This is a genomic window from Vitreimonas sp. (assembly GCF_036392335.1).
In the GTDB taxonomy this organism is placed as follows: domain Bacteria; phylum Pseudomonadota; class Alphaproteobacteria; order Caulobacterales; family Aquidulcibacteraceae; genus Vitreimonas.
Genome location: NZ_DASVYD010000036.1, coordinates 18,495 through 40,630 on the forward strand (window position 1 = coordinate 18,495; position 22,136 = coordinate 40,630).

Below are 22,136 nucleotides of genomic sequence, written 5' to 3' on the forward strand. Positions count from 1 at the left end.
CCTATCGGGCGGCGTTCACGCGGAAATCGCGCACTTGGCCGTCCGGCATTCGCCAACGCAGCACATAAATTGGCCGGGCGCCGTCCTCAAGGCGAGCCGAGATCAACTCACCGCCATATTGGGAGCGGATTTCATCGACGACTTCGCGCAGCGAGCGAATGCTCTGCTGGCCACCGCCCCGTTGCTGCACGGGCATGACCATTTGCGGCTGCACCCACTGGGCATGCTGCGTCGCGCTCACGGGCGCGGCAATGGCGCCGGTGGCGATGGATGCGGCAAGGAGGAGAGATTTGGCCCACATGGCAGTTCCCGTGTACGGGCGGGGCACTGAATGCCCCCTGAATGTAACGGGTACTTCACATTAACCAGCAGGCCGGGTGGGCGTGTAATCCCGCTTGGGCCACTTCTTGACGAACTTCTTGAGATCGTCGTCCACATTCTCCGGCAACACGACTTGCAGCCGGACGAACTGATCCCCTTGACCGGCAACGCCTTTTCCCTTGAGGCGAAGCGTCTTGCCGGTGTTCGAACCTGCCGGAATGGTGAGGGTCACCGGGCCACCGGGGGTCGGCGCCTGGATCTTTGCGCCCTCCACGGCCTCGGTCAGCGAGATGTTCAAGTCCATGTGAACATCTTGCCCTTCGCGGCGAAAGAAGGGGTGCGGGCGCACATTGAGTTCCACGAGCGCGTCGCCGGCGGGCCCGCCCTGCACCCCGGCGCCCCCTTGGTTTTTCAGGCGCAGTACTTGGCCGGTCTCAACGCCGGCGGGGATTGCGACGTCAAGCGTGCGCCCTTCGGCCAGAGATATGCGCCGGCGCGCACCGACAATGGCGTCGAGGAAGTCGATCTCCAGGGTGAAGCGCATGTCGCGGCCGCGCATACGGCCGTAACCGCCGCGACCCGCGCCGCCAAAACCAGGCCCAAAGAGATCAGAAAAAATGTCGCCGAGGTCGAATGCGTCGGCGCCCGGCCCTGCGCCGGGACCTGCCCCCGCGCCCGCATGTTGGCGCGCGCCTTGCTGCCTGGGCCGAGAATTGAACGCCATCCGTTCGTTGCCGTCAGCGTCGATCTCGCCACGGTCGAAACGCTGCTTCGTGACGGGATCGGACAATAGATTGAAGGCGGCGGTCGCGCGTTTGAACTTTTCCTCAGCCGCCTTGTCGCCCGGGCGCACATCGGGGTGCAGTTCTTTGGCGAGCGAACGGTACGCGCGACGAATTTCGTCGGCGGTGGCGGTTCGAGTGACGCCGAGGGCTGAGTACGGGTCCCAACTCACAATGACAGACTGCGCTCCGGCTTCCGTAGAATGATGGCAGCGCTACAGGCAATTCCAAGCGGGAATCAGAGCGCCAACCTTCTGGCCTGACGCACTATAGAGGTATGGTTAACTCCGTATTCAACCCCGGTGCGCCGGAAGCCCCTAATTGGGCGACTCGGAGCCGCAATGAAGCAGGCGGTGCACCGAAATCCGCCGCTTGTTCGGCCACTGTATAATTAAAGTTGGACTCTGTCCGGTCGGTGCTGCGGACCACGATGCCGACGCCGTCGAGCACCTCCAGACGATAACCCTCGACGGTCGTACCTACGGGCGGCTCTCCTGACCCCCAGGAATCGCCGCCAATCCGGGCGCAGCGCACCCACGAAACCGCGACATCGCCGGTCGCATCCCGGCGCGCGCGTAGATGAGCAGGCGCCCAGGGACGCGCGGCGGCGTGCGGAAGAGTCACGGTCAAGCGTGTGGCCCGATCGTGCGTCGACGGATGGCCGGCCGGCGGCGCGGTGAAGTCCAGCGCCTCGCCCCATTCGTGAGCGCCAATTGCAATACGCCCAAGGTTTTTGTCGAGCGCGACGATGCGCGCGCCGACGGGATGTGCGCTCGCCATGGCATGCGCCGAGCCCAAGCGACCGCGCAGCAATCCGGCGAGTTCGTATTCTCCGGGGGCGACCAACACGCACTGACGCGCCTGTACGATCTCCCACTCATCGCCGGCCTGGATGGCGAACACATTGGCCCCATTCAGCACCTGCTCTTTCGTCACGCTCGACAGCGCGCCGCCAAAGAGCTTGATGCGGGCGACACTGCTATCGTCCCAGCGGTCAACCGGACCGGGCCACAACGTCCACAGCAATTCACCCAGAATGGCGCAATGCGCCGCGGCGCCGCGATGCGCCCCACTCGCGCCAGCGTAGATATCGTGCGCGCCAAGCCAAGGCGACGCGAACACGGCGACAAGCGGCCGCTCATCATCCTCCGCGCCTGGCAGAGGCGGCAAATCAAGCACCGCGACAGCAGGCGTTGGCGCGAAGTGCGGCGATATTGGGGCATTCGGATCAGCCAAGCCAAGCTGCGCGCCAACATCCGCGCGTGCGCGCCGCAGCTCGAGCTGCAGCGTCTCCGCTTCCTCGACACGCTCGATCTCAAAAACATCGGCGCCGCCCGCCAACACCACACGATCGCCCGGTTCCAACACCTGATGCTGCGGACCAAGCTCGATGCGCATCGTTTCAATCCGCGCGCGACGATCGGCCAGCACACGTTGCGCCAGCGCTTCCGCCGCCTCTGGCTCGACCACCAAGGGCGCATCAAGGGCTTCCACGCCGCCTTCGGCATTGTCCATCCGCCGCGCGCTCGCGCTGGCGATCAAGTAATCGCGCGCGGCATCGAGAAAACGCACGCGCGCTTCGACCGGCGTGTCCAAATGATCGCTGCGTTGCGCGAACGGCTCCGCGACGCTTGCTGCCGACATATCGTCCGGCGCAACCTCCGTGGCGCCGCCCGTGTCGCGATGAAAAAACACAATGCGGCCCTCGCGCTCCGCCGCCGTAAAATCATAAACGGCCATGAGCGGCCCGAGCGCATCGCGCGCGCTCATCGGCGCATCAACGACGCAACCACTCACCGCGCCACGCAGCGCTGTCACGTCAATATCGCTAACGCCCGACCGCGTGCAGATGTCGAGCACCACTTCGCCCAACCCTGAAAGCCCAGCGCGCCCATTGAGCCAATGCCCCAATCGCCACGCCGCGCCATCGGCCCAAACATCGCTACGCGCGGGAAACGCGGGATGCGGTCTTGCATCCCATGCCCACAGGCTCATCTCCTCGATCATGCGCTTGCCATTCACCGATGAGACCGGATTGTCGTCACTCTCGCGATCCCAATGCGCGAGATACGCTTCCAACACGCGGCGCTGAATCAAATCATCGCGCGCACCATTGGAGAACGGCGGCAATGCGCTTTCGGCGCTCTTACTGTCCGTGAAGAGATTGGGCGCGTTGGCGCCCTTGTCGACCGCAGCACAGCCAAGCTCAATGAACCAGATTGGCTTCGATTGCGGAACCCAGGCCGTGGGCGAGACCGCACGCACGCCGCCCGGTCGATCATGGTGCGCCTGCGCCCACCAATTGCGCACGTCCTTGGCGCGCCAAACCCAGGCCTCGCCATAATCCTCATCCGTGATGGACGTCCGCACCTGCGCCGCGCGGTCTTCGGCCGCGGCATAATACCAGTCGTAATACTCGCCCGCTTCAATCCGTCCGCGCAGATAGATCGGATCATGGATGTCCCGCGCCAAATGCGCGTCGAGGTGCGCCGCACCGGCACGCCAATCCGTCAACGGCGCGTACCAGTCGAGTCCAACCACATCGATATTCTCGTCCGCCCAAAGCGGATCGAGGTGGAAAAACATGTCGCCGGACTCATCGGCCGACCGATGCCCATGATATTCCGACCAGTCGGCGGCATAAGTCAGCGTCGTCTCGCTGCCCACAAGCGCACGCACGTCCGCCGCCAGTTCACGCAAGGCCTGAACCGCCGGATAATCGCTAGCGCTGCGCCGGGCCATCGTCAGCCCGCGCAATTCCGAGCCAAGGATGAAGCAATCGACACCGCCCGCGAGCGCCGCCAATTTCGCATTATGCAGCACAAAGCGCCGATACGACCATTCGGCGGCGCCGCTGAATGTCGGCAAACCGCCGCTCGAGCCGAAGTCATCGACCACCGCTTGAGAATGTGCCAGCGCTCGCGGTGGAGCGCGAGGCGCTCTGGGCGCGGGTGGGCGCCGCGGATTTCTTGGACGATCCCCGCGTCACGCTCGCGCTGATCTTGGCGTTGTTTTTGGAGACGGCGGGCGGCCTGATTTGGGCCGGGCGCGCGGTGGCGCGGCTGGAGGAGGTCGAACAGGCGGTGGCGACGCAGCCCGAAGTGGCCGAGCGCCTGGCGCGCTTGGAAGAGCAGATGGCTGATGCGCGCCGATCGCTGACCCGGAGGCCACGCTCCGGTGTTTCCACGCCGGCGAGCCGACGCTTCTCTTCGACGCACATCTCATCTTCCAGGTGCGCGAACGGCGCGGCGTGCGTCACCCGGCCCTGCGCATAGAGCGCCGCGATCGGCTCCGCCCGCGCACGCTTGCCAGAGCTTGCGCGCACCTGCCTGATCGGCAACCGCGCGCCTACTGAGCGCAACACATGCGTGACCAGATCGCCGCCATTGTTCACTTCCGCCACAATGCGATCCGCACCCACGCTATCGGCCAACGCAATGGCACGCGCCGCCCAGACTTCCACGTTCGCGCCCTGGACGCTTGCATCCGCCAGCACCACGGCGCGGCGTGCAAAGCCTTCACCGTACGACGCCGCAGCAATGATGCCGCAGGTGTCGGACTTCGCGCCCGACGTCACTGGCGGATCGATCGCCACAACAATTCTGGCAAAGGGGCCGTCATGGCCGCCGCGGAGCGCCTCGAGTTCCGCCCGGCGCCACAGAGCGCCTTCAATATCCTCGATGAGTTCGCCATCGAGCTCTTGCCTTTGCCGCGCCGTGCCCACCCAACGCTGCCGCAACGCATTGATGAAATCCGGCGCGACGTTCGCCTTGTTCTCCCATGTGCTCGATCGCGTCAGCACCGTATCCGGCGCGGCGATCAGCCGGCGTAGCGCCGGAATCGGTCGTGGCGTGGTCGTCACCAGCATGCGCGGCTTGGCTCCGAGCCGAAGCGCATGCTCCAAGGTTTCCAGCGCCTCGTCTGGGTGCGACCAGAAGCAAAGTTCATCGCACCAGGCCGCGTCGAATTGCGGGCCACGCAAGCTCGCAGGATCTTCGGCCGAAAATGCAAAAGCCTGAACGCCGTTCGGCCACACCAAGCGTCGCCGGCTGGCCTCGTAATCGGGCCGCACGCGCAATGACCGCAGCCCAGACTGCCCCTCGATCATGACCTCGCGCACATCATGAAACGTCGGCGCCACCAGCGCGATCCGCTTCGCCGCGCCACTGAGCGCCAGTTCCGAAACCCATTCCGCGCCCGCGCGCGTTTTGCCGGCGCCGCGTCCGCCCATGAACAGCCACGTTCGCCAATCCCCGTCCGGCGCTCGCTGCGGCTCATTCGCCGCGAAGCTCCACTCGCGCCGCAGCAGGCCCGCTTGCAAGTCGCTCAAGCTCCTCCTCAGGCGCTCCCGCACGGTGCGCGGCAACAAGCCCACTGATCCAATCAAAGAGCTCGGCGCGAGCGTCTGCATGATCCTCCGGCTCTGGTTCCTGCGCAGCGTGAAACTCGGCCAGCTCCCGCTCCGCGCGGATGAGCGCGCTTACCGCACGGGCGTGCCGCTCGGCGTCCACGGCTTCGCCACCGCGCAAGGCGGCGTATGCCTCGTCCAACAGCGCGCGCAGCGCCTCCGCGCCGGCCATGTGTTCCGATCTCCGTTCCAACCCAATTTCTCGACGATGCCCAAAACCTATCGCACCGCCGGCCCGGTCGGATAGATTTTCAGGAAACCCTGTGTAATCAGCAGGCTCAACGCCCAATAGCAGGGATAGAGGCTGCCTCTCTCCCCGCATTCCCCCTGGCCAGAATTCGGCCATACCTCTATTGGACACACCCTTCCGGAGACGCCCTTGTCCGATACAGGTCCCAACGGTCCAGATTTTCGCCGCGGCATTGACTGGGCGAAGCTGCGCGCGGCGGCAGCCCAGCAGCATATCGCCGACATGGTCGCCGGCCGCCGCAGGATCACTTGGCGCACCGTCGCGAGCATTGTCGCGGGTTGCGCGCTTGCCTTTGTGTTCGGACTCTGGGTTTGGATTTATTGGGGCTTGCCGCGTGTGCCGGACGCGGAATCGATCTGGGCGCTCAATCGCCAGAACTCGATCATGTTCGTCGACAGCCGAGGCGACATCCTCGGCATGCGGGGACCTTATTACGCGCGTCGTACCGCGCTCGGCGATTTGCCGGAACACGTCCCGCAAGCGTTCCTCGCGATCGAAGACCGCCGCTTCTACTCGCACGAGGGGGTCGACCGCATGGCGGTGCTGCGCGCGCTGCTGGCCAACGTGCAGGCTGGCGAGACGGTGCAGGGCGGTTCCACCATTTCCCAGCAGCTCGCGCGCAACCTTTTCCTTACCCAACGCCAGACGATCAATCGCAAGCTCCGCGAAATGGTGCTCGCCTCACGCATCGAGCGACGGCTCACCAAGGATGAAATCCTCGAACTCTATCTGAACCGCGTCTATCTCGGCGACCAAGCCTACGGTGTCGACGCCGCCGCGCGGCGCTATTTCGGCCATCCCGCCACCGAACTTACGCTCGCGGAAGCCGCCCTGCTCGCCGGCCTGCCGAAAGCGCCGTCCGACCTCGCGCCCTCGTCACATCTCGAAGCGGCTATCGAACGCCAACACGTCGTGCTGCAAGCGATGGTCGACGCCGGCTTCATCACCGAAGCCCAGCGCGACGAAGCGCGCGAAGCGCGCATCCGCATCGTCGAGCGCCCGAACTTCGAACGCACCATGGGCTACGCTTTCGACCTCGCCGTAGAGCAAGCCCGCGCTGCCGTCGGTCGCGACGTGCCGGATCTCGTCATCCAAATGACGATCGATAGCGAAGTGCAGGCCGCGGCCGCGGATTCCATTCGTCGCCGCCTAGGCAACCGCGCTTTTGGCCGACGGCCGCTGCAGGCCTCGTACATGGCGGTGAACCGCCAGGGCGGCATCGTCGCGCTCGTCGGCGGCACCGATTACAGCGCCTCGAAGTTCAACCGGGTCACGCAGGCGCAGCGCCAGCCCGGCTCGACCTTTAAGACATTCGTTTACACCGCAGCGCTCGAAAGCGGCCTTGGCACGGAAGATGTGCGTTATGACGAGCCCGTCGTCATCGATGGCTGGCGCCCGCGCAATTACGACGAAGGCTATCGCGGCGCGGTGACGCTCCGCACCGCGTTCGCCCAATCGATCAACACGGTGGCGGCCGAAGTCGGCTACGAAGTCGGCCCCGCCCGCGTTGCCGATGTGGCGCGTCGTATGGGCGTGAACGGCATGCCGGAGCGCAATGCCTTCGTTCCCCCCTCGATCGCGCTGGGATCAATCGAGACCACTCTGTGGGACATGACCTCGGCATTCGCCGTTTTCATGAACAATGGCATGCGTGTCGATCCGCACATCGTCACCCGCGTCACCAATTCGTCCGGCCAGGAGCTCTATGTGCGCCCGCCTTATGAAGGACAGCGCGTGCTTGATGAAGCTATCGTGCAGCAGATGAACTCGATGATGGGCGCCGTGGTCCTGCGTGGCACCGGCACCGGCGCACGCATCGGCGATCGCGACATCGCGGGCAAAACCGGCACAAGCTCGGATTGGCGCGATGCTTGGTTCATTGGCTATAGCGCCGATTTCACCGCTGGCGTCTGGGTCGGCCACGACGATTTCACCTCGATGGGCCGCACCACGGGCGGCTCACTGCCCGCGCAGATCTGGTCCGACACCATGCGTGTCGCCCATCGCGACGTCGAAGATCACCCCCTGCCAGGCATTGAGCAGCCGGTGCGCACGCCGCGCGAAGTAGAGATGGCCAGCTTCTTCGACAATCTCGCCAACGCATTTGGCGAGGCGGGCGCCGATTTCCCGGACCTCGAAGACATCTTCAACTAATCCTCATGGCATCGACTGGACCCGCGCTCGCGCACGTCAAAGACTTGCGCCTAACGCTTGGCGGCGGCGCACCCCTGTTCGACGGCGCGGAATTTGTGCTGCACAAGGGCGAGCGCGTCGCCTTCATTGGCGCGAACGGGGCCGGTAAATCCACGCTGATGCGCATGCTGGCCGGCCTCGCCGAGCCAGACGCTGGCGAGATTGTCTACACCTCCGGCGTCAAAGTCGCGCTTGCCCCGCAAGATTCAAGCTTCGACGGCTTCAGCACGCTGCGTGACTACGCCTGCGCGCCATCCGTATCGCTGCGCGGCAGCACAGCCCCAACACCGGAGCACGCGGCCGAGGCCGCTCTTGAAGCCTTCGGACTTGATCCGGATCGCGCTCCGCAAGGCATGTCCGGCGGCGAAGCCCGCCGCGCCACGCTTGCCCGCGCGCTCGCCGCCGATCCCGACATCCTGCTGCTCGATGAGCCGACCAACCATCTCGACATCGCCGCGATCGAAGACTTAGAGAAGCGCATCGCGCAGTTTCGCGGCGCGGCGCTTATCATCAGCCATGACCGCCGCTTCCTCGAACGCGTCTCGACCGCGACGCTTTGGCTGCGCCAACGCCACCTCATCAAGCTCGATCGCGGCTACAGCGCGTTTGAACAATGGGCCGAGAGCGTCGAGCAGGAGGAAGCGCGCGCCCTCGCGCGGCTGGAGACCCATCTGCGCGCGGAAGAGCATTGGCTGCAACGCGGTGTCACCGCCCGGCGCTCCCGCAACGAAGGGCGCCGCCGCAAACTGATGGCGATGCGCGCCGAACGTCGCGAGCGAAAATCGCAGATCGGCGGCGCGTCCGCCGCGATCCAAGCCGAACGCGGCGGCGAATCCGCACGCCTGGTGATCGACGCCAAGAAAATCAGCAAGAGTTATGGCGAGAAGCACATCATTAGCGATCTGACCCTGCGCCTCATGCGCGGCGACCGCCTCGGCGTCGTTGGCCCCAATGGCGCGGGCAAAACCACGCTGCTGGAAATCCTGCTCGGTCGCCGCGAGCCGGACAATGGCACGGTCAAGCTCGGTGAGAACCTGCGCATTGCCTATGTCGACCAAGCGCGCGCGATCATCGACAGTGACGCCACACTCTGGGACACGCTTGTCCCGCAAGGAGGCGACCAAGTCATGGTGCACGGCAAGCCGCGCCACGTCGCCGCCTACGCCAAGGATTTCCTGTTCGGCCCCGAACAATTGCGTCAGCCGGTCTCCGCCCTCTCGGGCGGCGAGCGCAACCGCGTCGCCCTGGCCGTCGCCCTCGCGCAACCTGCCAACCTGCTCGTGCTCGACGAACCCACAAACGATCTCGACATGGATACGCTCGACGCGCTGGAAGAAATGCTCGCGGCTTACGACGGCACGGTGATCCTGGTCAGCCACGACCGCGCGTTCCTCGATGGCGTGGCGACGCAAATCATCGGCCCGATCGGCAATGGCCGTTGGGCCGAGACACCAGGAGGCTGGGCTGACTTCGAACGCGAATACGGCGGCGTTACGCCCAAGCGCCAGCCTGCCGCACCCAAGCCGCAAGGCCCAGCGGCTGCGCAGCCCAAGCGTCCGACCAAGCTCAGCTACAAAGATGAACGCCGCGCCGCAGAGATCGATGCGCTTCTGCCCAAGCTCGCGCAGGAAATCGAAGCGCTTGAGCAACAAATGGCCGATCCCGAGCTATTTGCCCGAGACCCGAAGAGGTTTGCGCAGGTCAACGCACGCCTAGATGCCGCGCGCACCGAACGCGACACCGCCGAGGCCGAGTGGCTCGACATTGAGCTCAAGCGCGAGGCGCTGTCGCAGCCATGAATCCTCTGTTAACCAAGCGCACGGCACACTTACCCGATGCGCCTCATCATTGCCGCCGCCTCGGCGCTCGCCGTGATCGCCCTCGCCGCGTTCGACGCCCCACGCGCCAATGGCGCCTATTCGAACACACACGTCGCTAACGCCGACGCCTGCGCCCGGCTCTGTGCGGGCGACACGCTGTGCATGGCCTGGGTTTACACCGAAGGCTACTGCGCCCTGCGCGCCACCGTGCCCGCAAGTCTGCCGGCAAGCGTCGCGACAGGCCTCAGCCCCCGCGCGCCTTCCGCACTCCGGCCAGAGCCCCAAGCCCTGACTCCCGCCTCAATTGCGGTCCCCCCACCAGCGCGGACGCACGCGCCGGAGCCAATGCCGCGAAGGCCTGTCGAACCCGTTGAAACGGCCGCGCTATTGGGCGGCCCAGAGGAAGACTCCGCCAGTCTCCGCCCAGCTTTCGGCGGCGCCCGGTAAGGTTTGTTTACGCTAGCCCCTTATGGTGCGCGCGATTCAGGACTGAAGACTCATGACGCAAGCGCGCTTCGCCAAACTGATCGATCTGGCCAAGACGCCAGACAGCAATCAGCGCCGGGAATTGCTGCGCGAGGTCACTGATCTCTTCTTCGCGACCTCCAACAGCCGCACCGAGCGGGAATCCGCCCTATTCGACGACGTCATGCAACTCGTCGCTGCAGAGATGCAGGACGAGGTGCTTGCCGAACTCGCCGAACGGTTTGCCAACGCCGACAACGCCCCGACGGGCCTGATGCGCGATCTGGCCAATCACTCGTTCGAGATCGCCGGGCCGGTGCTGCGCAACAGCAAGGTGCTGGACGAGCAGACGCTTCTGCATGTCGTCAATTACCAGAGCCAGAGCCACATCAAGGCCGTGGCCCAGCGAGAGGGCGTCAGCGAGAAGATCTCCGACGCCATCGTCCGCTTTGGCGACGACTACGCCCTCGATGCGCTCATCCGCAACGACACCGCGCAGATATCGCGCGTCAGCATGGAAGCTGCGGTCGACCGCGCCCGCCGCAACACATTGTTGCACGAAGGCGTTGTCAAGCGCGCCGACCTGCCGCTCGACCTGCTCAACGAGATGTATTTTGTCGTCGAGACCCGGCTGCGCGATCAGATCATGGAGCGCAATTCCAAGGTGGATCAGGCAACCCTCGACGCCGCACTGGCCAAGGCCCGCGAGCGGATGCGCGTCGCGGCCGCCGACATGAGCGCCGAAGCCAAGAACGCCATGGCGTTCATCACCTCGAAGAAGAATTCCGGCGAACTCGATGCACGCCTTTTGGTGTCGCTGTACCGCGAAGCCAAGCAAATGCACTTCTTGTACGGCTTGGCCGAGATCACCAATCTGGACCACCAGACTGTCGCCGACCTCATCGAACGTCAGGACATAGATGGTCTGGCGATGATCTGCCGTGCGTCGAACATCGAGCGCCCTCTGTTCGTCACACTCGCGGTGCTCACCTGCGGCGGCGACGAAGCTATGGCCAAGGCCGAGGAGTTCGGCCGCATGTACAATTCCGTACCTGTCGAAGCCGCCCAACGCGCCATGCGCTTCTTTAAGGTTCGCAAGGGCGCCGAAGGTGCGCGCGCCGCCTAGAGCCTAGAGGCGCTCCTTTGACGCGCTGAACCTAATCTTCGGGTTCTTGTCCAGCACGTAGCCGATCTCCCAATCGCTCTTGCCGAGAAACACCGGCGAGCCATCTACATCCTCTGCCATTTGCATCTTCGATTTATCGATGAAGGCGTCGAGGTCGCTGCGCGAGTCCGCGCTGATCCAACGTGCAGCCTGATACGGCGAAGCCTCGAACATTACTTCGAGCCCGTATTCCGCCTTCATCCGCTCATCGAGCACTTCGAATTGCAACTGCCCCACTGCGCCGACGACCAGATCGCCGCCTGTAATCGGCTTGAAGACTTGCGTCACGCCCTCCTCGCCAAGCGATTCCAGAGCCTTGCGCAAATGCTTCTGCTTCAGTGGGTCCTTCACGCGCACGCGCTTCAGAATCTCTGGTGCGAAATTCGGAATGCCTTTGAACGACACGTCGCCGTTTTCGGAAAGCGAATCTCCCACGCGCAGTCCACCGTGGCTGGGAATGCCGATCACATCGCCTGGAAACGCCTCGTCCGCGATCTCGCGCTCCTGCGCCATAAACATCATCGGATTGTGCACGTTGAGCGACTTGCCAATTGCGCTCTTCAACGTCATGCCACGCTTGAACCGGCCTGAGACAACGCGGAAGAAGCCAACCCTGTCACGGTGCTTGGGATCCATGTTGGCTTGGATCTTAAACACAAAGCCGGTGACGCGCTCGTCGCCAGGCTGGATCTCACTATCGACACCCTTAACGATCGCCCTTTGCGCGGCCGGCGCGGGCGCGTGCGCTCCAATGCCGGCCAACAGCTCAAGAACACCAAAACGGCGCAACGCTGATCCGAAATAGACCGGCGTCAAATGGCCCTCGCGGAACGACTGAAGGTCAAACTTCGGCAGGCCATCCCGCGCCAGCTCCGCGGTCTCCATCAGTTCGGCGCGCACATCATCGCCAACACCTTGAAGAAAATTCGGGTCGCCGCGCTTCTGGCGTCCATGGCTTGCGAACCCTTCTTCGCCAGCCTCAAGTCGCTTGAACGGCACGAACTCATCCGTTGTCAGATCAAGCATGCCGGCGAAGCGCTGGCCGGACGCGGCCGGCCAGTACATCGGCGCGGTATCCATAGCGAGCTTCGAGTGGATTTCATCCAACAGCGCGAAAGGATCCTGCGCTTCCCGGTCCATCTTGTTGATGAAGGTCGTGATCGGGATGTCGCGCAGGCGGCAGACCTCGAACAGCTTCAGCGTCTGCGGCTCGATGCCTTTCGCGGCGTCGAGCACCATGATCGCGGAATCCGCGGCCGTCAGCGTGCGATAGGTGTCTTCCGAAAAGTCTTCGTGGCCCGGCGTGTCGAGCAAATTGAACACTCTGCCGTCGTGCTCGAACATCATCACCGAACTCGACACCGAGATGCCGCGCTCGCGTTCGATCTTCATCCAATCCGATTTGGTCCGTCGCGCCTGACCGCGCGCGGCCACCGCACCGGCCAAGTGGATCGCGCCGCCGGCCAGCAGCAGGGTTTCGGTGAGCGTCGTCTTGCCGGCGTCGGGGTGCGAGATGATCGCGAACGTGCGGCGGCGGGCGGCCTCGGTGGCGGGGTCGGCGGACATGAATCTCGGTCTAAAAGCGAAGCGGCGCGTTTACGCCGAAGGACTGAGTGGGGCAACCCGCCGCGCTCAGGACCCGGAATCCACGGGTTCCTGCAGGAAATGCCGCCCCTGCTTATCCTCCACCTCGATGACCCAAAGGTCCGGATCGGTCTCGGCGCGTTTGCGGATATGGGCGTCCACTTCGGCCTCCACATCTCCCAGCGGTCCGGCCGACAGATCCAGCCAAATCCGTTCGCCCTCGCCATTGCGCGCCGGCCCATAGAGCCGCGCCTTACCATCTAGGGTCGCCACTTTGACCATGACGGCCCCAGCATCCCTGTCGCCCTTGCGCACCACGCCCGCAAATGCGCCGCCGATCTGGGCGCGACGGATGAGCGCGCTCGCCCAGAACTCTGTCTTCAGCTCATCCATGCGGCCTCTCGTTCACGCGAACGCAACGACATTCCCTTAACCTCTTTCACTCTTATGCGCGCCTTACTTCTTGCCGCCGCCTTAACCGCCTTTTTCGCCGCCGCCGCTTCGGCGCAGGCGGGCCCGAACGCGCGTGAAGCATACGTCGAACGACGCGGCCTCATCGAAATCGACAATCAGTGCCGCCTGCTCGATCGCTCCATCCGCGATGCGCTGGAGATCGGCCTCGCGCAAGCGCGCGGTTCGCTGCTGCGGGAGGGCTGGTCCACCGCGCAGGTCCGCCAACTTGAGCAGAGCGTTGTCGGCGCCGCGCAATCGCGTCGTTGCGATGATCCCCGCTCGCGCCAATCGGTCGCTGACGCCAATCGCTCATTCGCCTCCTGGGCCAATGCCGCGACGATGCAATTTCCCGGCTGGCAGCGCGGTTGGACCGCACGCCGCGCTCATGAAGGCTGGCGCATCAGCCAGATGATCGATGCGCCGATCGCGGCGACGTTCGGCGTGCGCCAGCAAGCCTCGGCGCAGCGGCTCACATTGACACTCCCCGTCGCACGCGGCGCAGCGGCGCCCACGTCGGCGCGGCTCGTCATGCGCGACCAAGCACGGGAGCGCGCCACCGAGATCAGCTTGCCGCAACGGGTGGCCTATGGACTCGCCGCCGGCGAGGCGCCGGCGCATGCACAACAGACTATCCCCGCCACGCGCAGCATCGAACGCGTCGACGCCAATCGCAACCAAGCCGTCTTCACCTTTCCCGACGATGCATTCCGCGACCTGCTCGCGCTCGACCCACGCGAGACCGTGGCAATCGAAGTGCAAACCGGCCGTGTGACGCAGCGTTTGCTGGTCGAGGTTGGCGACATCGCAGCAGCACGCGCGTTCCTTACGCTTCGCCGCTAGGCGATTTCAGCACGGGCAAACTCACCCGCACCAGCGCCCCCCCGCCAGGCGCATCATGGAAGCTGAGAATTCCACGATGCAGCGTCGCCAGCGCGCGTACCAAGGCCAATCCCAATCCGGTGCCTTCCGCACGCGCGCCGCCCGAGCCGCGCTCATAAGGCTCTCCAAGTTTGTCGCGGTCTTCTTCTGGAATTCCCGGCCCGTTATCGATTGTCTCAAGCACAAGCGCGCCGTCGCGGGCTTCGGCAACCACCATCACGCGCCCGCCTTCCGGCGTAAACTTGATCGCGTTGCCGACCGTGTTGATAAGCATGCGCTTCACCGCGCGCGCATCCGCGTGCACCAGCAGAGGCGCCTCTGGCGTCAACATGCCAAGCTGAATCTGCTTCTTCTCGGCGCCATCGATGGAAAGCCGCACGACCTCTTCAACGACGCCGCGCACATCGAAATCGCCCGCTTCGATCTCGTACCGCCCCGCGTCGATGCGGGAGAGGTCAAGCAGGTCGTTGACCAGTCCGAGCAGGTGCGTGCCGCTCCTGCGGATGAGCCCAGCGTACTCGACATAGCGAGCGCTCAACTCGCCAAATATCTGACGCTCAATCATCTCCGAGAAACCGAGGATATGCGTCAAAGGCGTCCGCAATTCATGCGACACTTCCGCGATGCGAGCACCCATCACCTGCGTCCGTGCAGGCGACGGCGCGTCGCGGCTGAGCGCCATCAGCCCCACGACCAGGGCGATCGCCACAACGGACAGACCCTCGGCGAACGGCCCAAGCTCCGCACCTGCCTCAATGCGCGCGAGGAAAGCGGCCACCGCGAACCCCAGAACCGCCGCCGCTCCCGCTTCAGGCGCCCATGGCCGCCCCAGCGCCATGGCCGTCGCTGGAGCGATCAACAGCGCTGCGGTCAGCGGCGAGCCGGCGCCGCCGGTTCCAGAAATCAGACCAATCGCGGTTAACAGCCAAACGCAGATAAAGCTCAGCGCACCCCAACGGCTGCCCAGACGGGGCAGCAAGATGAAACCTGTGAAAGATGGCGCGAGCGCCAACACGCTCGCAGCCGCCAACGGCCCTATTTTCGCGCCATTCAGGGCCGAAACGATGCCCACGAAGACAACGCCGACCGCCCAGGCCCAGAGGGCCAGGACGACCCCCAATGGGCGCGGCGCTGCTTTTGCAGGGATGGTTACTGCTGATTTCGTTGACACCGAAAGGCGGCTCGCGAGTAAAAGTCTTCTTAACGCGCTGGGGATCACGATGCCCGCTCTGAGTCGATGTCGGAAGCGGACTCACCATTTCAGGATTAGGGGAGCACAGCCGATGCGTAGCCTTGCGGTCTGGACAACCACTACCGCGGCCGTCGCCCTGTTGGGCGTCGCCAACGCTCAGACGCCCGCCAACGATGCGCCGGTCGATCTGCACACCGCGGTCACGGCCTACGCCGCCTACCACAACGACGTAACGGAGTTGCGCGCGACGACCCCGCGCGACGCCAACGGCCTTGAGCAAGCTCTCGACCGCGTCGCCCGCCACAATCGCGATCAGTTGACGCGCGGCTGGATTGCGTACGGCGCCCAGGCTGCGGCGCAATCGCCTGCCTTCGTGCAAGGGGTACGTGACGCCGCCGCCTATTATGGCCGTGACGCGGTGATTTGGGCGGTCACCGTCGATCCTTCCTATGCGCGCGGGCTGCGCGGGGGCCAAGAGGCTACGCGCATCCTGCTCGACTCCGCCAACGCGGATTCCGCCCGCATTACCGCCGTGGCCGACCGCTACCAGGAATTCGCCTATTCGGTGCAACGTCAGCGCTGGGGCAATCAGGTCGCGCCGGGGCAGCCCGCGCGCTTACAGCGCATTCGCTCGCTCGGCCGCGAAGGTGCGCCAGCGAACGCCGTGCCAGCCGATTACGCGCCGCGCCTGACGGTCGCGCCGCTCTCGATGACGCCCGCCAGCGACCCCACCGCTTATGGCGGCCGTCGCTTCTGGGACTCGTTGCGTGGCGGCGATCAAGTGGTGGAGGTGGCCTCAACTCCCGCCAGCCGTCAGTTTCGCGTGAACGTGACCCGCGGCGAAGCGCTCGACCGCATGGCTGCGGTCGCCGCCCTGCAGGCGCTCGACGCAACCGAGACCAACCAAAGCGCCGTCACGCGCCTCATCAACGACCCGCGCTCGCGCGATTGCTTCGAGATGGCGCAATTGCAGCTCTATCAATGCATGTCGGCGGCGCGCTTCCGTTATGAGAACGCGTTCTGCCTTGGCCAACACGGCCTGCGCGACATCGGCACCTGCATCGGCGCTGTCGCCCAGCCCGACACGACCGCCATGTCGCCGATGCCCACCGCGACCGGCCGCGCTGGTCGCGACTAGGCCACTCTTGCCCACGAGGGCGCGAAGGCGCATTTCGTCGGCATGGCCGGCATCGATCAAACCATCAATGAACTCGCCGACGAGTTTGCGCTCCTCCCCGATTGGGAGGAGCGCATTTCGCATGTGATCGACCTCGCGCGCGCGCTGGAACCAATCAGCGACGCCGAACGCACGGAAGAAAATCGTGTGCGCGGCTGCGTCAGCCGTGTGTGGTTGGTCAGCGAGCGTCGCTCGGATGCGCCCGATAAACTCTTCTTCCGCGGCGATTCAGACGCCCACCTTGTGCGCGGCGAGATCGCCATGTTGCTGCGTATCTTTTCGGGGCGCACGCCGGAGGAGATTCTCTCGATCGACCCCAAAGCCGTCTTCGAACGTCTCGACCTAAAGGATGCGCTCACCGCACAGCGCTCCAACGGCCTCTTCTCGATGATGAACCGCATCCAAAAAGAGGCGCGCGAAGCAGTCTAGCGCGTGGCGAGCTGCGCTAAGCCGAGCTTCAGCGCCAATTTCCCCGATCGCTGCGGCCAGCCCTCAGCCCGTTCCAACGCCTCCATGCCGTCTTCGTGCAAGCACCCGCGCTCGACCGCACGCCGGAGCGGCGGCGCCAAGGAATTGAGCGCTTCATTCACACGCCGTCGCGCATCGCTCTGCCGGGTCATTGCATTTTCGACCGCAGCGCTTGATCCGCGGGCCGTGCCGCTCCGCGGCGGCGCACTCCAATCCGAGCCGCGCAGGAAGCCTATTTGGGCTGCCTCCCAATCCGCGCGCAGACGCGCCGCCGCCTCAATTTCCGCGTCGCTGAGCCACGGTCGATCAGCGTGATCGCGCAATGCCGCGAGACGCTTGATCACGCCGTTCAGCGCGAATCCGCGCAGCACGCGGATATTCGCGGCACCGCTGATCACCGATCGATCAACGATCGACGCGTGCTGCGCCAGGAATTCCTCCCCAGGCGCCGCAGCTTCACGCCGCACACGCGCGCCGCCCGCTTCATTGAGCGCATAAGATCCAGCGCCGGCTTCGCGGATCGCGCCGTCCGACACGAGTTCGCGCACTTCCGCGCGAGACAAACGCGCAGTCGGCCGGCGTCGACGATCACCGCCGGGAAAGACGCCGTAGACAGCGCCATCTTTGATTGGCGCCAGTACAGCGCCCGACGACGCCAACCGCGCCAACACCCGGGCCTTGTTCACGGTCCTCGCTCCGCGGGGACGCTCAGCGTAGGTGGCGGCGCGGTGCGCAACGTCATTTCAAGGCTCGCGATCCACGCGTCGAACCGTGGATCGTCGCGTCTATCCTCTATGGTGTGGCATGCATAGGCGACCGTAGATCGGTCGCGCGCAAACGCTTCGGCCACCCGCTGCAAACTCAATTCGAAGGCGACGTGGCACAGATACATCGCCACGCGCCGCGCCATGGCGACATCCGCGCTTCCGCGCCCACCCTCAATCACATCCTGCGCGGAGACCTTGAGCGCGTAGGCCGTCACATCCACCGCGAGGCGAGCGGCCGTCGCATCCTGCGCCCGCCGTCCAAGCACCCTCATCATCCAACTCCTGTCTTGGCTTTGGGCCTCTAGGCCCGTGAACCGGCAGGATAAGTCCCGCCCAACAGGGTTGAATAGATTTTTTCCTAATTATGCACTTGACACACCGGGTGCTAGGGATAGTCTTTTCCTGCGTGACAGGCCGGCTCCCCTTGCACCCGCAGAACGCGGGACCTGAGCTGTGTATGGCCTGAGGTTCAAACGCCCAGATGGATCAATTGTACTACTCCTGCAAATCGCGGGAGGCGGTCGTGTGCGCCTCGGCGACGACGCGCGCACGTGGTGGTCGAAGCCTCCGAACGATGTAACTTGGGAGGTATTCGAGTCCGCATCGGGGCACACGTTTGACTGCGAAGAGGCGGCGCAAGCAACAGCGAAAAACCTCGCGCGCGTTAGCGGCACGACTACACGCTGACGCCGAACTGATGATCCGAAATCTGCCGCCACAGGCGCGGCGCGGCGACCTTCGATACTCGTTCGCAGCGTTGGCGGTGATCGCGGCGTATCTCGACATCGAATTGATACCGGGCAAGGCCGATCCATTCTTCAAGTTTGAACTCAATGCCGAGGGCGGGATACCTGGCCCAGCGTTGAGCCGACTACGCGCCATCGCCGTCGCACTATTCACACTTCGAAATCTTCGGTGCTTCGAAGATTTTCACCGCCGCCTCACGACGCGCGAGATGAGCGGCGTTTTTTGGGAATGCTTCTGGGCGCACGCACTCTCTCAGGATGGGTTCAAGATCATTGCTGTTAGAGAGACCAATGTGCGCGGAGCGGATTTTGACTTCACCGCGATCAAGAACGGCCGCAGAATCTGCGTCGAGGTAACGGCGCTAACCGCGCCTACTTTCAATGAGACAACAATATTCAACGCGCTTCAAACAAAGCGCGCACAACTTCCGGCCGACAAGCCCGGCGTTGTGATTTGCGTGCTGCCAGAAGGCTGGTTTGCGGAAGACAATGTGCACGAGGTGTTGCACCGGTGCGTGAGGCGGTTGTTTGGCGCCAGTGCGCGCGTCAACGCTGTAGTCTTCACCACAGAGCATTGCGTGCCGGTGGAGGGGCAAGCCGGCGTTTGGCTCAATCGCTACCCTTTGATCCGGCATTTTCACGAAAACCCACGCCATGCATTGGATCTGAAAGACTCGTTCCTGCGGCCCGATAAGACAGAGACTGAGTATCGCCGCTCGGTGACGGTGGACGAAGGGCGTCGAACCAGCGAGAACATGAGTTCGCGACCGTACTATCGGTGGGTGGACAGCTTACTTGATGGAGAAGCGGCATGACGGACGATGAAATCGAGCGCCAGCGCGATGAAGTTATGCGTCGCATGATCGACATGCCCCCAAAAGCGCACAAGGACGAGCCAAAGCGCCGCGCGTCACCGGAGCCTATTGGCCGCCTAATCAAGGACGCGGACGAGAAGCGGAAGCGCGACAAGGCTTAGCGCGCACCATGCCATGGGAGATGTTGATCGCGGCAATCGTCACCCCGTTTGGCATAGCGATCATCATGAGCGTGTATCAGTCTAGACAAAAATTCTGGGATCGAATTGCGCCAAACGGATGCGGGCCAGTGGTGGCGGCAATTGCGCTCTATATCGTCTTTTGCTTTGCGATTTGGGCGGTGTTCGCCGCGATTGATTGGGTGCGTGGGCTGGCACTCTAAGTGTCGTCCGCATCATCCAAGACCTCGACATCTCCGCCGTCCGCATCCGAAATGAGTTCTTCTTGGATTTTGAGGTCAATCCAAAGATCTAGTGCGCGGCGCACAACCTCACCGCGGTCTCCGCCAGAACGTCCGGTCTTCACCAGTGCATTGATGAAGCGGTGATGGCGGTTCGTGATCGCAAACTTCTTTTGAACAATCGCCACCGACAGGACCCTATCGCGACCCTATGAGGGTCGCATTAGGGTCCTATTAAGGGTATTGGCCATAAAAGAGCAACGCCGCCACGGTTTCCCGTGACGGCGAATTATCTGATCCTGGCAGGATGCGGGGCTCCGTGGTCGTCACCACGGGGGCCTGCTCCGGCAGTTTGCTAGGCTTAGATACGTCAGCTCCGCCCCCGTGGCGGCCCGCAGCACTGGCTAGCACTTACCTTCACGCAAGGTCCGATAACGCGGTTAATCGGTTGCTAATGGCGTGTGTGCATTGGCACCGCGCACCACATGATTCCGCACGCGAATCGTTCCGTTACGTTTCACGGCTCGTCGAATAGGTCGCGCGTCGTGTTTCGATCCGTGGCCGATCCGATTTTCCGCCGCCGCGCCCATGCTTGATGAACACGAAGCGCGCGACGTCTGCGCTCAACGATGTAGCGAAGGCTAGGCGTTTTGAGTTGGTCGCAACGTGAGGCGCTTGCCAGCGGCGCCCTTAAGGGCAAGCGTCGCACGCTCCTTGTCGTTCACGCCAAGCTTGGTCCGCGTGTTGAAGCGGAACTCGTATTCGCTGAGATAGCGATGCAGATATTTCTCGTCACAGTGTTGGTACACGCCGGTCATGCCGCGCTTGAACACCCCGAAGAAACCCTCGGCAGTGTTCGTGTGCACATCGCCGCGCGCATACTCGCCGCGTGAGTGCTTCACGCGCTCGTGTGCTGCGAACTCGTGCCCAACGCGCGGATAGAGGCGGCTTTCGTCCGTGTGCAGACGCGCCGACTTATCGACGTTCTCGCGAACAATGCGCTCAACGCTTTCGCGGTTGGCCGTCGCGACGTGAAACACGCGCGCTTTGCCGCCGCGCTCGATCAGAGCGACGATCGCACGCTTATTCGACGGGCCCTTACCGGCCTTTGAGCGTCGAAACTTCTCGCCCTTCGTCGTGTATTCAGTCGGGTTCTCGACCTTGCCGTGGTACGTTTCGTCGGCCTCGACAATGCCGCTGCTGCCCGCGCCGCCAAGCGGTGGAAGCGAGCCTCGCTCCGCCATCGCTTCGCGAATGCGGTGAAGCATGAACCAAGCGGTGCGGTACGAGCCAAAGCCCAGCATGCGGTGAAGCTGCGCGGCGGACATGCCTTTCTTGCTCGCGCAAACCAGATGCACGGCCATGAGCCATTTGTGCATGGGAATGTGCGAGTCCTCGAAGATGGTGCCGACCGTGGCGGTGAATTGCGAGCCGCAATCCTTGCACTTGTGAACACCGCGACGGGTCCACTCGGCTTCCTTCGTCGTTCCGTCCTTCAGCTTGCGCGTGCGCCTCGTGGTCTTGTTCGCAAGGCGCGTCGCATTACCTACGGAGCCGCACTTCGGGCAAACGACGCCATCCGGCCAGCGGAGCGTCTCATAGTGAGCCCACGCGGCGTCTTCATCGGTGAAGAGCGGGTTTTGGAGGTCGGACGGCTTTTCCATGCGCCCACACTACCGATGGGGTCGCGGTGTGTCAAGTGCATAATTAGGGATTTTTTCCTATTTCTAGGATTTTTTTCCGCTACCGTAACCTAAGCGCCTTTGCGGCTCGTGCCGAGCCCCATGCGCTTCGCAAGGGTGGAGCGCTCCTTGGCGTAATTCGGCGCAACCATGGGGTAGTCGTGCGGCAGCCCCCACTTGGTCCGGTATTCGTCTGGCGTCATGCCGTACCGCGTACGCAAGTGGCGCTTCAGCGATTTGAATTTCTTGCCGTCTTCCAAACAGATGATGAAATCCGGCGTGACCGATTTCTTCACTGGAACGGCGGGCTCGTGCGCTTGATCAGCGGCGGCCAAGGGAACGCCCGACACTTCGAGAAGCACGGCATGAACCGTGCGGATGACCGCCGGGAGTTCCTGTGCTGGAATTTGATTGGCAGACACGTACGCCGAGACAATCTCGGCCACCATGCCGACCAAATCTCTTTGCTGATCCATCACCCAGTCCGCCGTCGGCAAAGTCAATTGTAGGTCTAGTACAGGAAAGAACCCCCTTCCTGCAAGCCATTCGCGGCGTCATTATTTGCGATT

22 protein-coding genes are annotated in these 22,136 nt (G+C 63.8%); 10 read left to right on the forward strand and 12 right to left on the reverse strand.

Features of this window, described 5'->3' with window-relative positions; all coding sequences use genetic code 11:
- Window position 1: 1 nt before the first annotated feature.
- From VF769_RS08385 to VF769_RS08400, 4 genes are all read right to left on the reverse strand, one after another.
- Window positions 2-301, reverse strand: coding sequence for a hypothetical protein (locus VF769_RS08385; RefSeq protein WP_331007939.1), 300 nt, complete (start codon window positions 299-301; stop codon window positions 2-4).
- 60 nt (window positions 302-361) lie between these two features.
- Window positions 362-1,276 (reverse strand): DnaJ C-terminal domain-containing protein, encoded by a 915-nt coding sequence (locus VF769_RS08390; protein WP_331007940.1) that lies wholly within the window; start codon window positions 1,274-1,276, stop codon window positions 362-364.
- Window positions 1,277-1,370: 94 nt separating this feature from the next.
- Window positions 1,371-3,971 carry a baseplate multidomain protein megatron gene (locus VF769_RS08395; RefSeq protein ID WP_331007941.1) on the reverse strand — a complete coding sequence of 867 codons (2,601 nt, stop codon included), beginning with the start codon at window positions 3,969-3,971 and terminating at the stop codon, window positions 1,371-1,373.
- A gap of 19 nt (window positions 3,972-3,990) precedes the next feature.
- The gene (locus VF769_RS08400; RefSeq protein ID WP_331007942.1) at window positions 3,991-5,433 is read right to left on the reverse strand and encodes a DNA-packaging protein; all 1,443 of its coding nucleotides are present in this window, start codon (window positions 5,431-5,433) and stop codon (window positions 3,991-3,993) included.
- A 79-nt stretch (window positions 5,434-5,512) separates the two neighbouring features.
- Between VF769_RS08400 and VF769_RS08405 the strand changes: the two genes are divergently transcribed.
- From VF769_RS08405 to VF769_RS08420, 4 genes are all read left to right on the forward strand, one after another.
- On the forward strand, window positions 5,513-5,758 hold the full coding sequence (locus VF769_RS08405; RefSeq protein WP_331007943.1) for a hypothetical protein: 246 nt from the start codon (window positions 5,513-5,515) through the stop codon (window positions 5,756-5,758).
- A 132-nt stretch (window positions 5,759-5,890) separates the two neighbouring features.
- Window positions 5,891-7,915: a PBP1A family penicillin-binding protein gene (locus tag VF769_RS08410; RefSeq protein WP_331007944.1), complete on the forward strand. Its 2,025-nt coding sequence runs from the start codon at window positions 5,891-5,893 to the stop codon at window positions 7,913-7,915.
- A gap of 5 nt (window positions 7,916-7,920) precedes the next feature.
- Window positions 7,921-9,753 (forward strand): ABC-F family ATP-binding cassette domain-containing protein, encoded by a 1,833-nt coding sequence (locus VF769_RS08415; protein ID WP_331007945.1) that lies wholly within the window; start codon window positions 7,921-7,923, stop codon window positions 9,751-9,753.
- 520 nt (window positions 9,754-10,273) lie between these two features.
- On the forward strand, window positions 10,274-11,365 hold the full coding sequence (locus VF769_RS08420; RefSeq protein WP_331007946.1) for a DUF2336 domain-containing protein: 1,092 nt from the start codon (window positions 10,274-10,276) through the stop codon (window positions 11,363-11,365).
- Window positions 11,366-11,368: 3 nt separating this feature from the next.
- Here VF769_RS08420 and VF769_RS08425 read toward each other — a convergent pair whose 3' ends face one another.
- The gene (locus tag VF769_RS08425; RefSeq protein WP_331007947.1) at window positions 11,369-12,970 is read right to left on the reverse strand and encodes a peptide chain release factor 3; all 1,602 of its coding nucleotides are present in this window, start codon (window positions 12,968-12,970) and stop codon (window positions 11,369-11,371) included.
- Between the two features lie 66 nt (window positions 12,971-13,036).
- On the reverse strand, window positions 13,037-13,381 hold the full coding sequence (locus VF769_RS08430) for a DUF1491 family protein (protein ID WP_331007948.1): 345 nt from the start codon (window positions 13,379-13,381) through the stop codon (window positions 13,037-13,039).
- A 54-nt stretch (window positions 13,382-13,435) separates the two neighbouring features.
- On the opposite strand from VF769_RS08430, the gene VF769_RS08435 reads away from it, so the two are divergent.
- Entirely contained in the window at window positions 13,436-14,281 is an 846-nt protein-coding gene (locus VF769_RS08435) for a hypothetical protein (protein ID WP_331007949.1), read from the forward strand.
- On the opposite strand, the gene VF769_RS08440 is transcribed toward VF769_RS08435, so the two are convergent.
- Complete coding sequence (locus tag VF769_RS08440; RefSeq protein ID WP_331007950.1) at window positions 14,265-15,392, reverse strand: HAMP domain-containing sensor histidine kinase; 1,128 nt, start codon at window positions 15,390-15,392, stop codon at window positions 14,265-14,267. The genes VF769_RS08435 and VF769_RS08440 overlap by 17 nt on opposite strands.
- A gap of 211 nt (window positions 15,393-15,603) precedes the next feature.
- Between VF769_RS08440 and VF769_RS08445 the strand changes: the two genes are divergently transcribed.
- Together VF769_RS08445 and VF769_RS08450 are read left to right on the forward strand one after the other, a co-directional pair.
- A complete protein-coding gene (locus VF769_RS08445; RefSeq protein ID WP_331007951.1) occupies window positions 15,604-16,650 on the forward strand; it encodes a hypothetical protein in 1,047 nt (348 codons plus the stop codon).
- Window positions 16,651-16,692: 42 nt separating this feature from the next.
- Entirely contained in the window at window positions 16,693-17,118 is a 426-nt protein-coding gene (locus VF769_RS08450) for a SufE family protein (protein WP_331007952.1), read from the forward strand.
- Here VF769_RS08450 and VF769_RS08455 read toward each other — a convergent pair.
- Window positions 17,115-17,843 carry a DUF6456 domain-containing protein gene (locus tag VF769_RS08455; RefSeq protein WP_331007953.1) on the reverse strand — a complete coding sequence of 243 codons (729 nt, stop codon included), beginning with the start codon at window positions 17,841-17,843 and terminating at the stop codon, window positions 17,115-17,117. The two genes, VF769_RS08450 and VF769_RS08455, sit on opposite strands and share 4 nt — an antisense overlap.
- A complete protein-coding gene (locus VF769_RS08460; RefSeq protein ID WP_331007954.1) occupies window positions 17,840-18,196 on the reverse strand; it encodes a helix-turn-helix domain-containing protein in 357 nt (118 codons plus the stop codon). Before VF769_RS08460 ends, VF769_RS08455 begins: the two co-directional genes overlap by 4 nt.
- Before the next feature lie 425 nt (window positions 18,197-18,621).
- Between VF769_RS08460 and VF769_RS08465 the strand changes: the two genes are divergently transcribed.
- Genes VF769_RS08465 through VF769_RS08475 form a run of 3 tightly spaced genes read left to right on the forward strand, consistent with a single transcriptional unit; the run spans window position 18,622 to window position 19,867 of the window.
- Window positions 18,622-19,485: a hypothetical protein gene (locus VF769_RS08465; RefSeq protein ID WP_331007955.1), complete on the forward strand. Its 864-nt coding sequence runs from the start codon at window positions 18,622-18,624 to the stop codon at window positions 19,483-19,485.
- Window positions 19,482-19,646 carry a hypothetical protein gene (locus VF769_RS08470; protein ID WP_331007956.1) on the forward strand — a complete coding sequence of 55 codons (165 nt, stop codon included), beginning with the start codon at window positions 19,482-19,484 and terminating at the stop codon, window positions 19,644-19,646. Before VF769_RS08465 ends, VF769_RS08470 begins: the two co-directional genes overlap by 4 nt.
- A gap of 8 nt (window positions 19,647-19,654) precedes the next feature.
- Complete coding sequence (locus VF769_RS08475) at window positions 19,655-19,867, forward strand: hypothetical protein (RefSeq protein ID WP_331007957.1); 213 nt, start codon at window positions 19,655-19,657, stop codon at window positions 19,865-19,867.
- Here the strand turns inward: VF769_RS08475 and VF769_RS08480 are convergent.
- The 3 genes from VF769_RS08480 to VF769_RS08490 form a co-directional block, all read right to left on the reverse strand.
- Window positions 19,864-20,073: a hypothetical protein gene (locus tag VF769_RS08480; protein ID WP_331007958.1), complete on the reverse strand. Its 210-nt coding sequence runs from the start codon at window positions 20,071-20,073 to the stop codon at window positions 19,864-19,866. The two genes, VF769_RS08475 and VF769_RS08480, sit on opposite strands and share 4 nt — an antisense overlap.
- 453 nt (window positions 20,074-20,526) lie before the next feature.
- The gene (locus VF769_RS08485; protein WP_331007959.1) at window positions 20,527-21,549 is read right to left on the reverse strand and encodes an IS1595 family transposase; all 1,023 of its coding nucleotides are present in this window, start codon (window positions 21,547-21,549) and stop codon (window positions 20,527-20,529) included.
- Window positions 21,550-21,638: 89 nt separating this feature from the next.
- Entirely contained in the window at window positions 21,639-22,043 is a 405-nt protein-coding gene (locus VF769_RS08490; protein ID WP_331007960.1) for a MucR family transcriptional regulator, read from the reverse strand.
- Window positions 22,044-22,136: the final 93 nt, after the last annotated feature.

Bases quoted from the DNA above. Each gene is read 5' to 3' on its own strand.
- VF769_RS08385 (WP_331007939.1), bottom strand. From the start codon at position 301: ATGTGGGCCAAATCTCTCCTCCTTGCCGCATCCATCGCCACCGGCGCC.
- VF769_RS08450 (WP_331007952.1), top strand. From the start codon at position 16,693: ATGGCCGGCATCGATCAAACCATCAATGAACTCGCCGACGAGTTTGCG.
- VF769_RS08425 (WP_331007947.1), bottom strand. From the start codon at position 12,970: ATGTCCGCCGACCCCGCCACCGAGGCCGCCCGCCGCCGCACGTTCGCG.
- VF769_RS08485 (WP_331007959.1), bottom strand. From the start codon at position 21,549: ATGGAAAAGCCGTCCGACCTCCAAAACCCGCTCTTCACCGATGAAGAC.
- VF769_RS08460 (WP_331007954.1), bottom strand. From the start codon at position 18,196: ATGAGGGTGCTTGGACGGCGGGCGCAGGATGCGACGGCCGCTCGCCTC.
- VF769_RS08470 (WP_331007956.1), top strand. From the start codon at position 19,482: ATGACGGACGATGAAATCGAGCGCCAGCGCGATGAAGTTATGCGTCGC.
- VF769_RS08435 (WP_331007949.1), top strand. From the start codon at position 13,436: ATGCGCGCCTTACTTCTTGCCGCCGCCTTAACCGCCTTTTTCGCCGCC.
- VF769_RS08445 (WP_331007951.1), top strand. From the start codon at position 15,604: ATGCGTAGCCTTGCGGTCTGGACAACCACTACCGCGGCCGTCGCCCTG.
- VF769_RS08475 (WP_331007957.1), top strand. From the start codon at position 19,655: ATGCCATGGGAGATGTTGATCGCGGCAATCGTCACCCCGTTTGGCATA.
- VF769_RS08405 (WP_331007943.1), top strand. From the start codon at position 5,513: ATGATCCTCCGGCTCTGGTTCCTGCGCAGCGTGAAACTCGGCCAGCTC.
- VF769_RS08420 (WP_331007946.1), top strand. From the start codon at position 10,274: ATGACGCAAGCGCGCTTCGCCAAACTGATCGATCTGGCCAAGACGCCA.
- VF769_RS08415 (WP_331007945.1), top strand. From the start codon at position 7,921: ATGGCATCGACTGGACCCGCGCTCGCGCACGTCAAAGACTTGCGCCTA.
- VF769_RS08490 (WP_331007960.1), bottom strand. From the start codon at position 22,043: ATGGATCAGCAAAGAGATTTGGTCGGCATGGTGGCCGAGATTGTCTCG.
- VF769_RS08465 (WP_331007955.1), top strand. From the start codon at position 18,622: ATGATCCGAAATCTGCCGCCACAGGCGCGGCGCGGCGACCTTCGATAC.
- VF769_RS08430 (WP_331007948.1), bottom strand. From the start codon at position 13,381: ATGGATGAGCTGAAGACAGAGTTCTGGGCGAGCGCGCTCATCCGTCGC.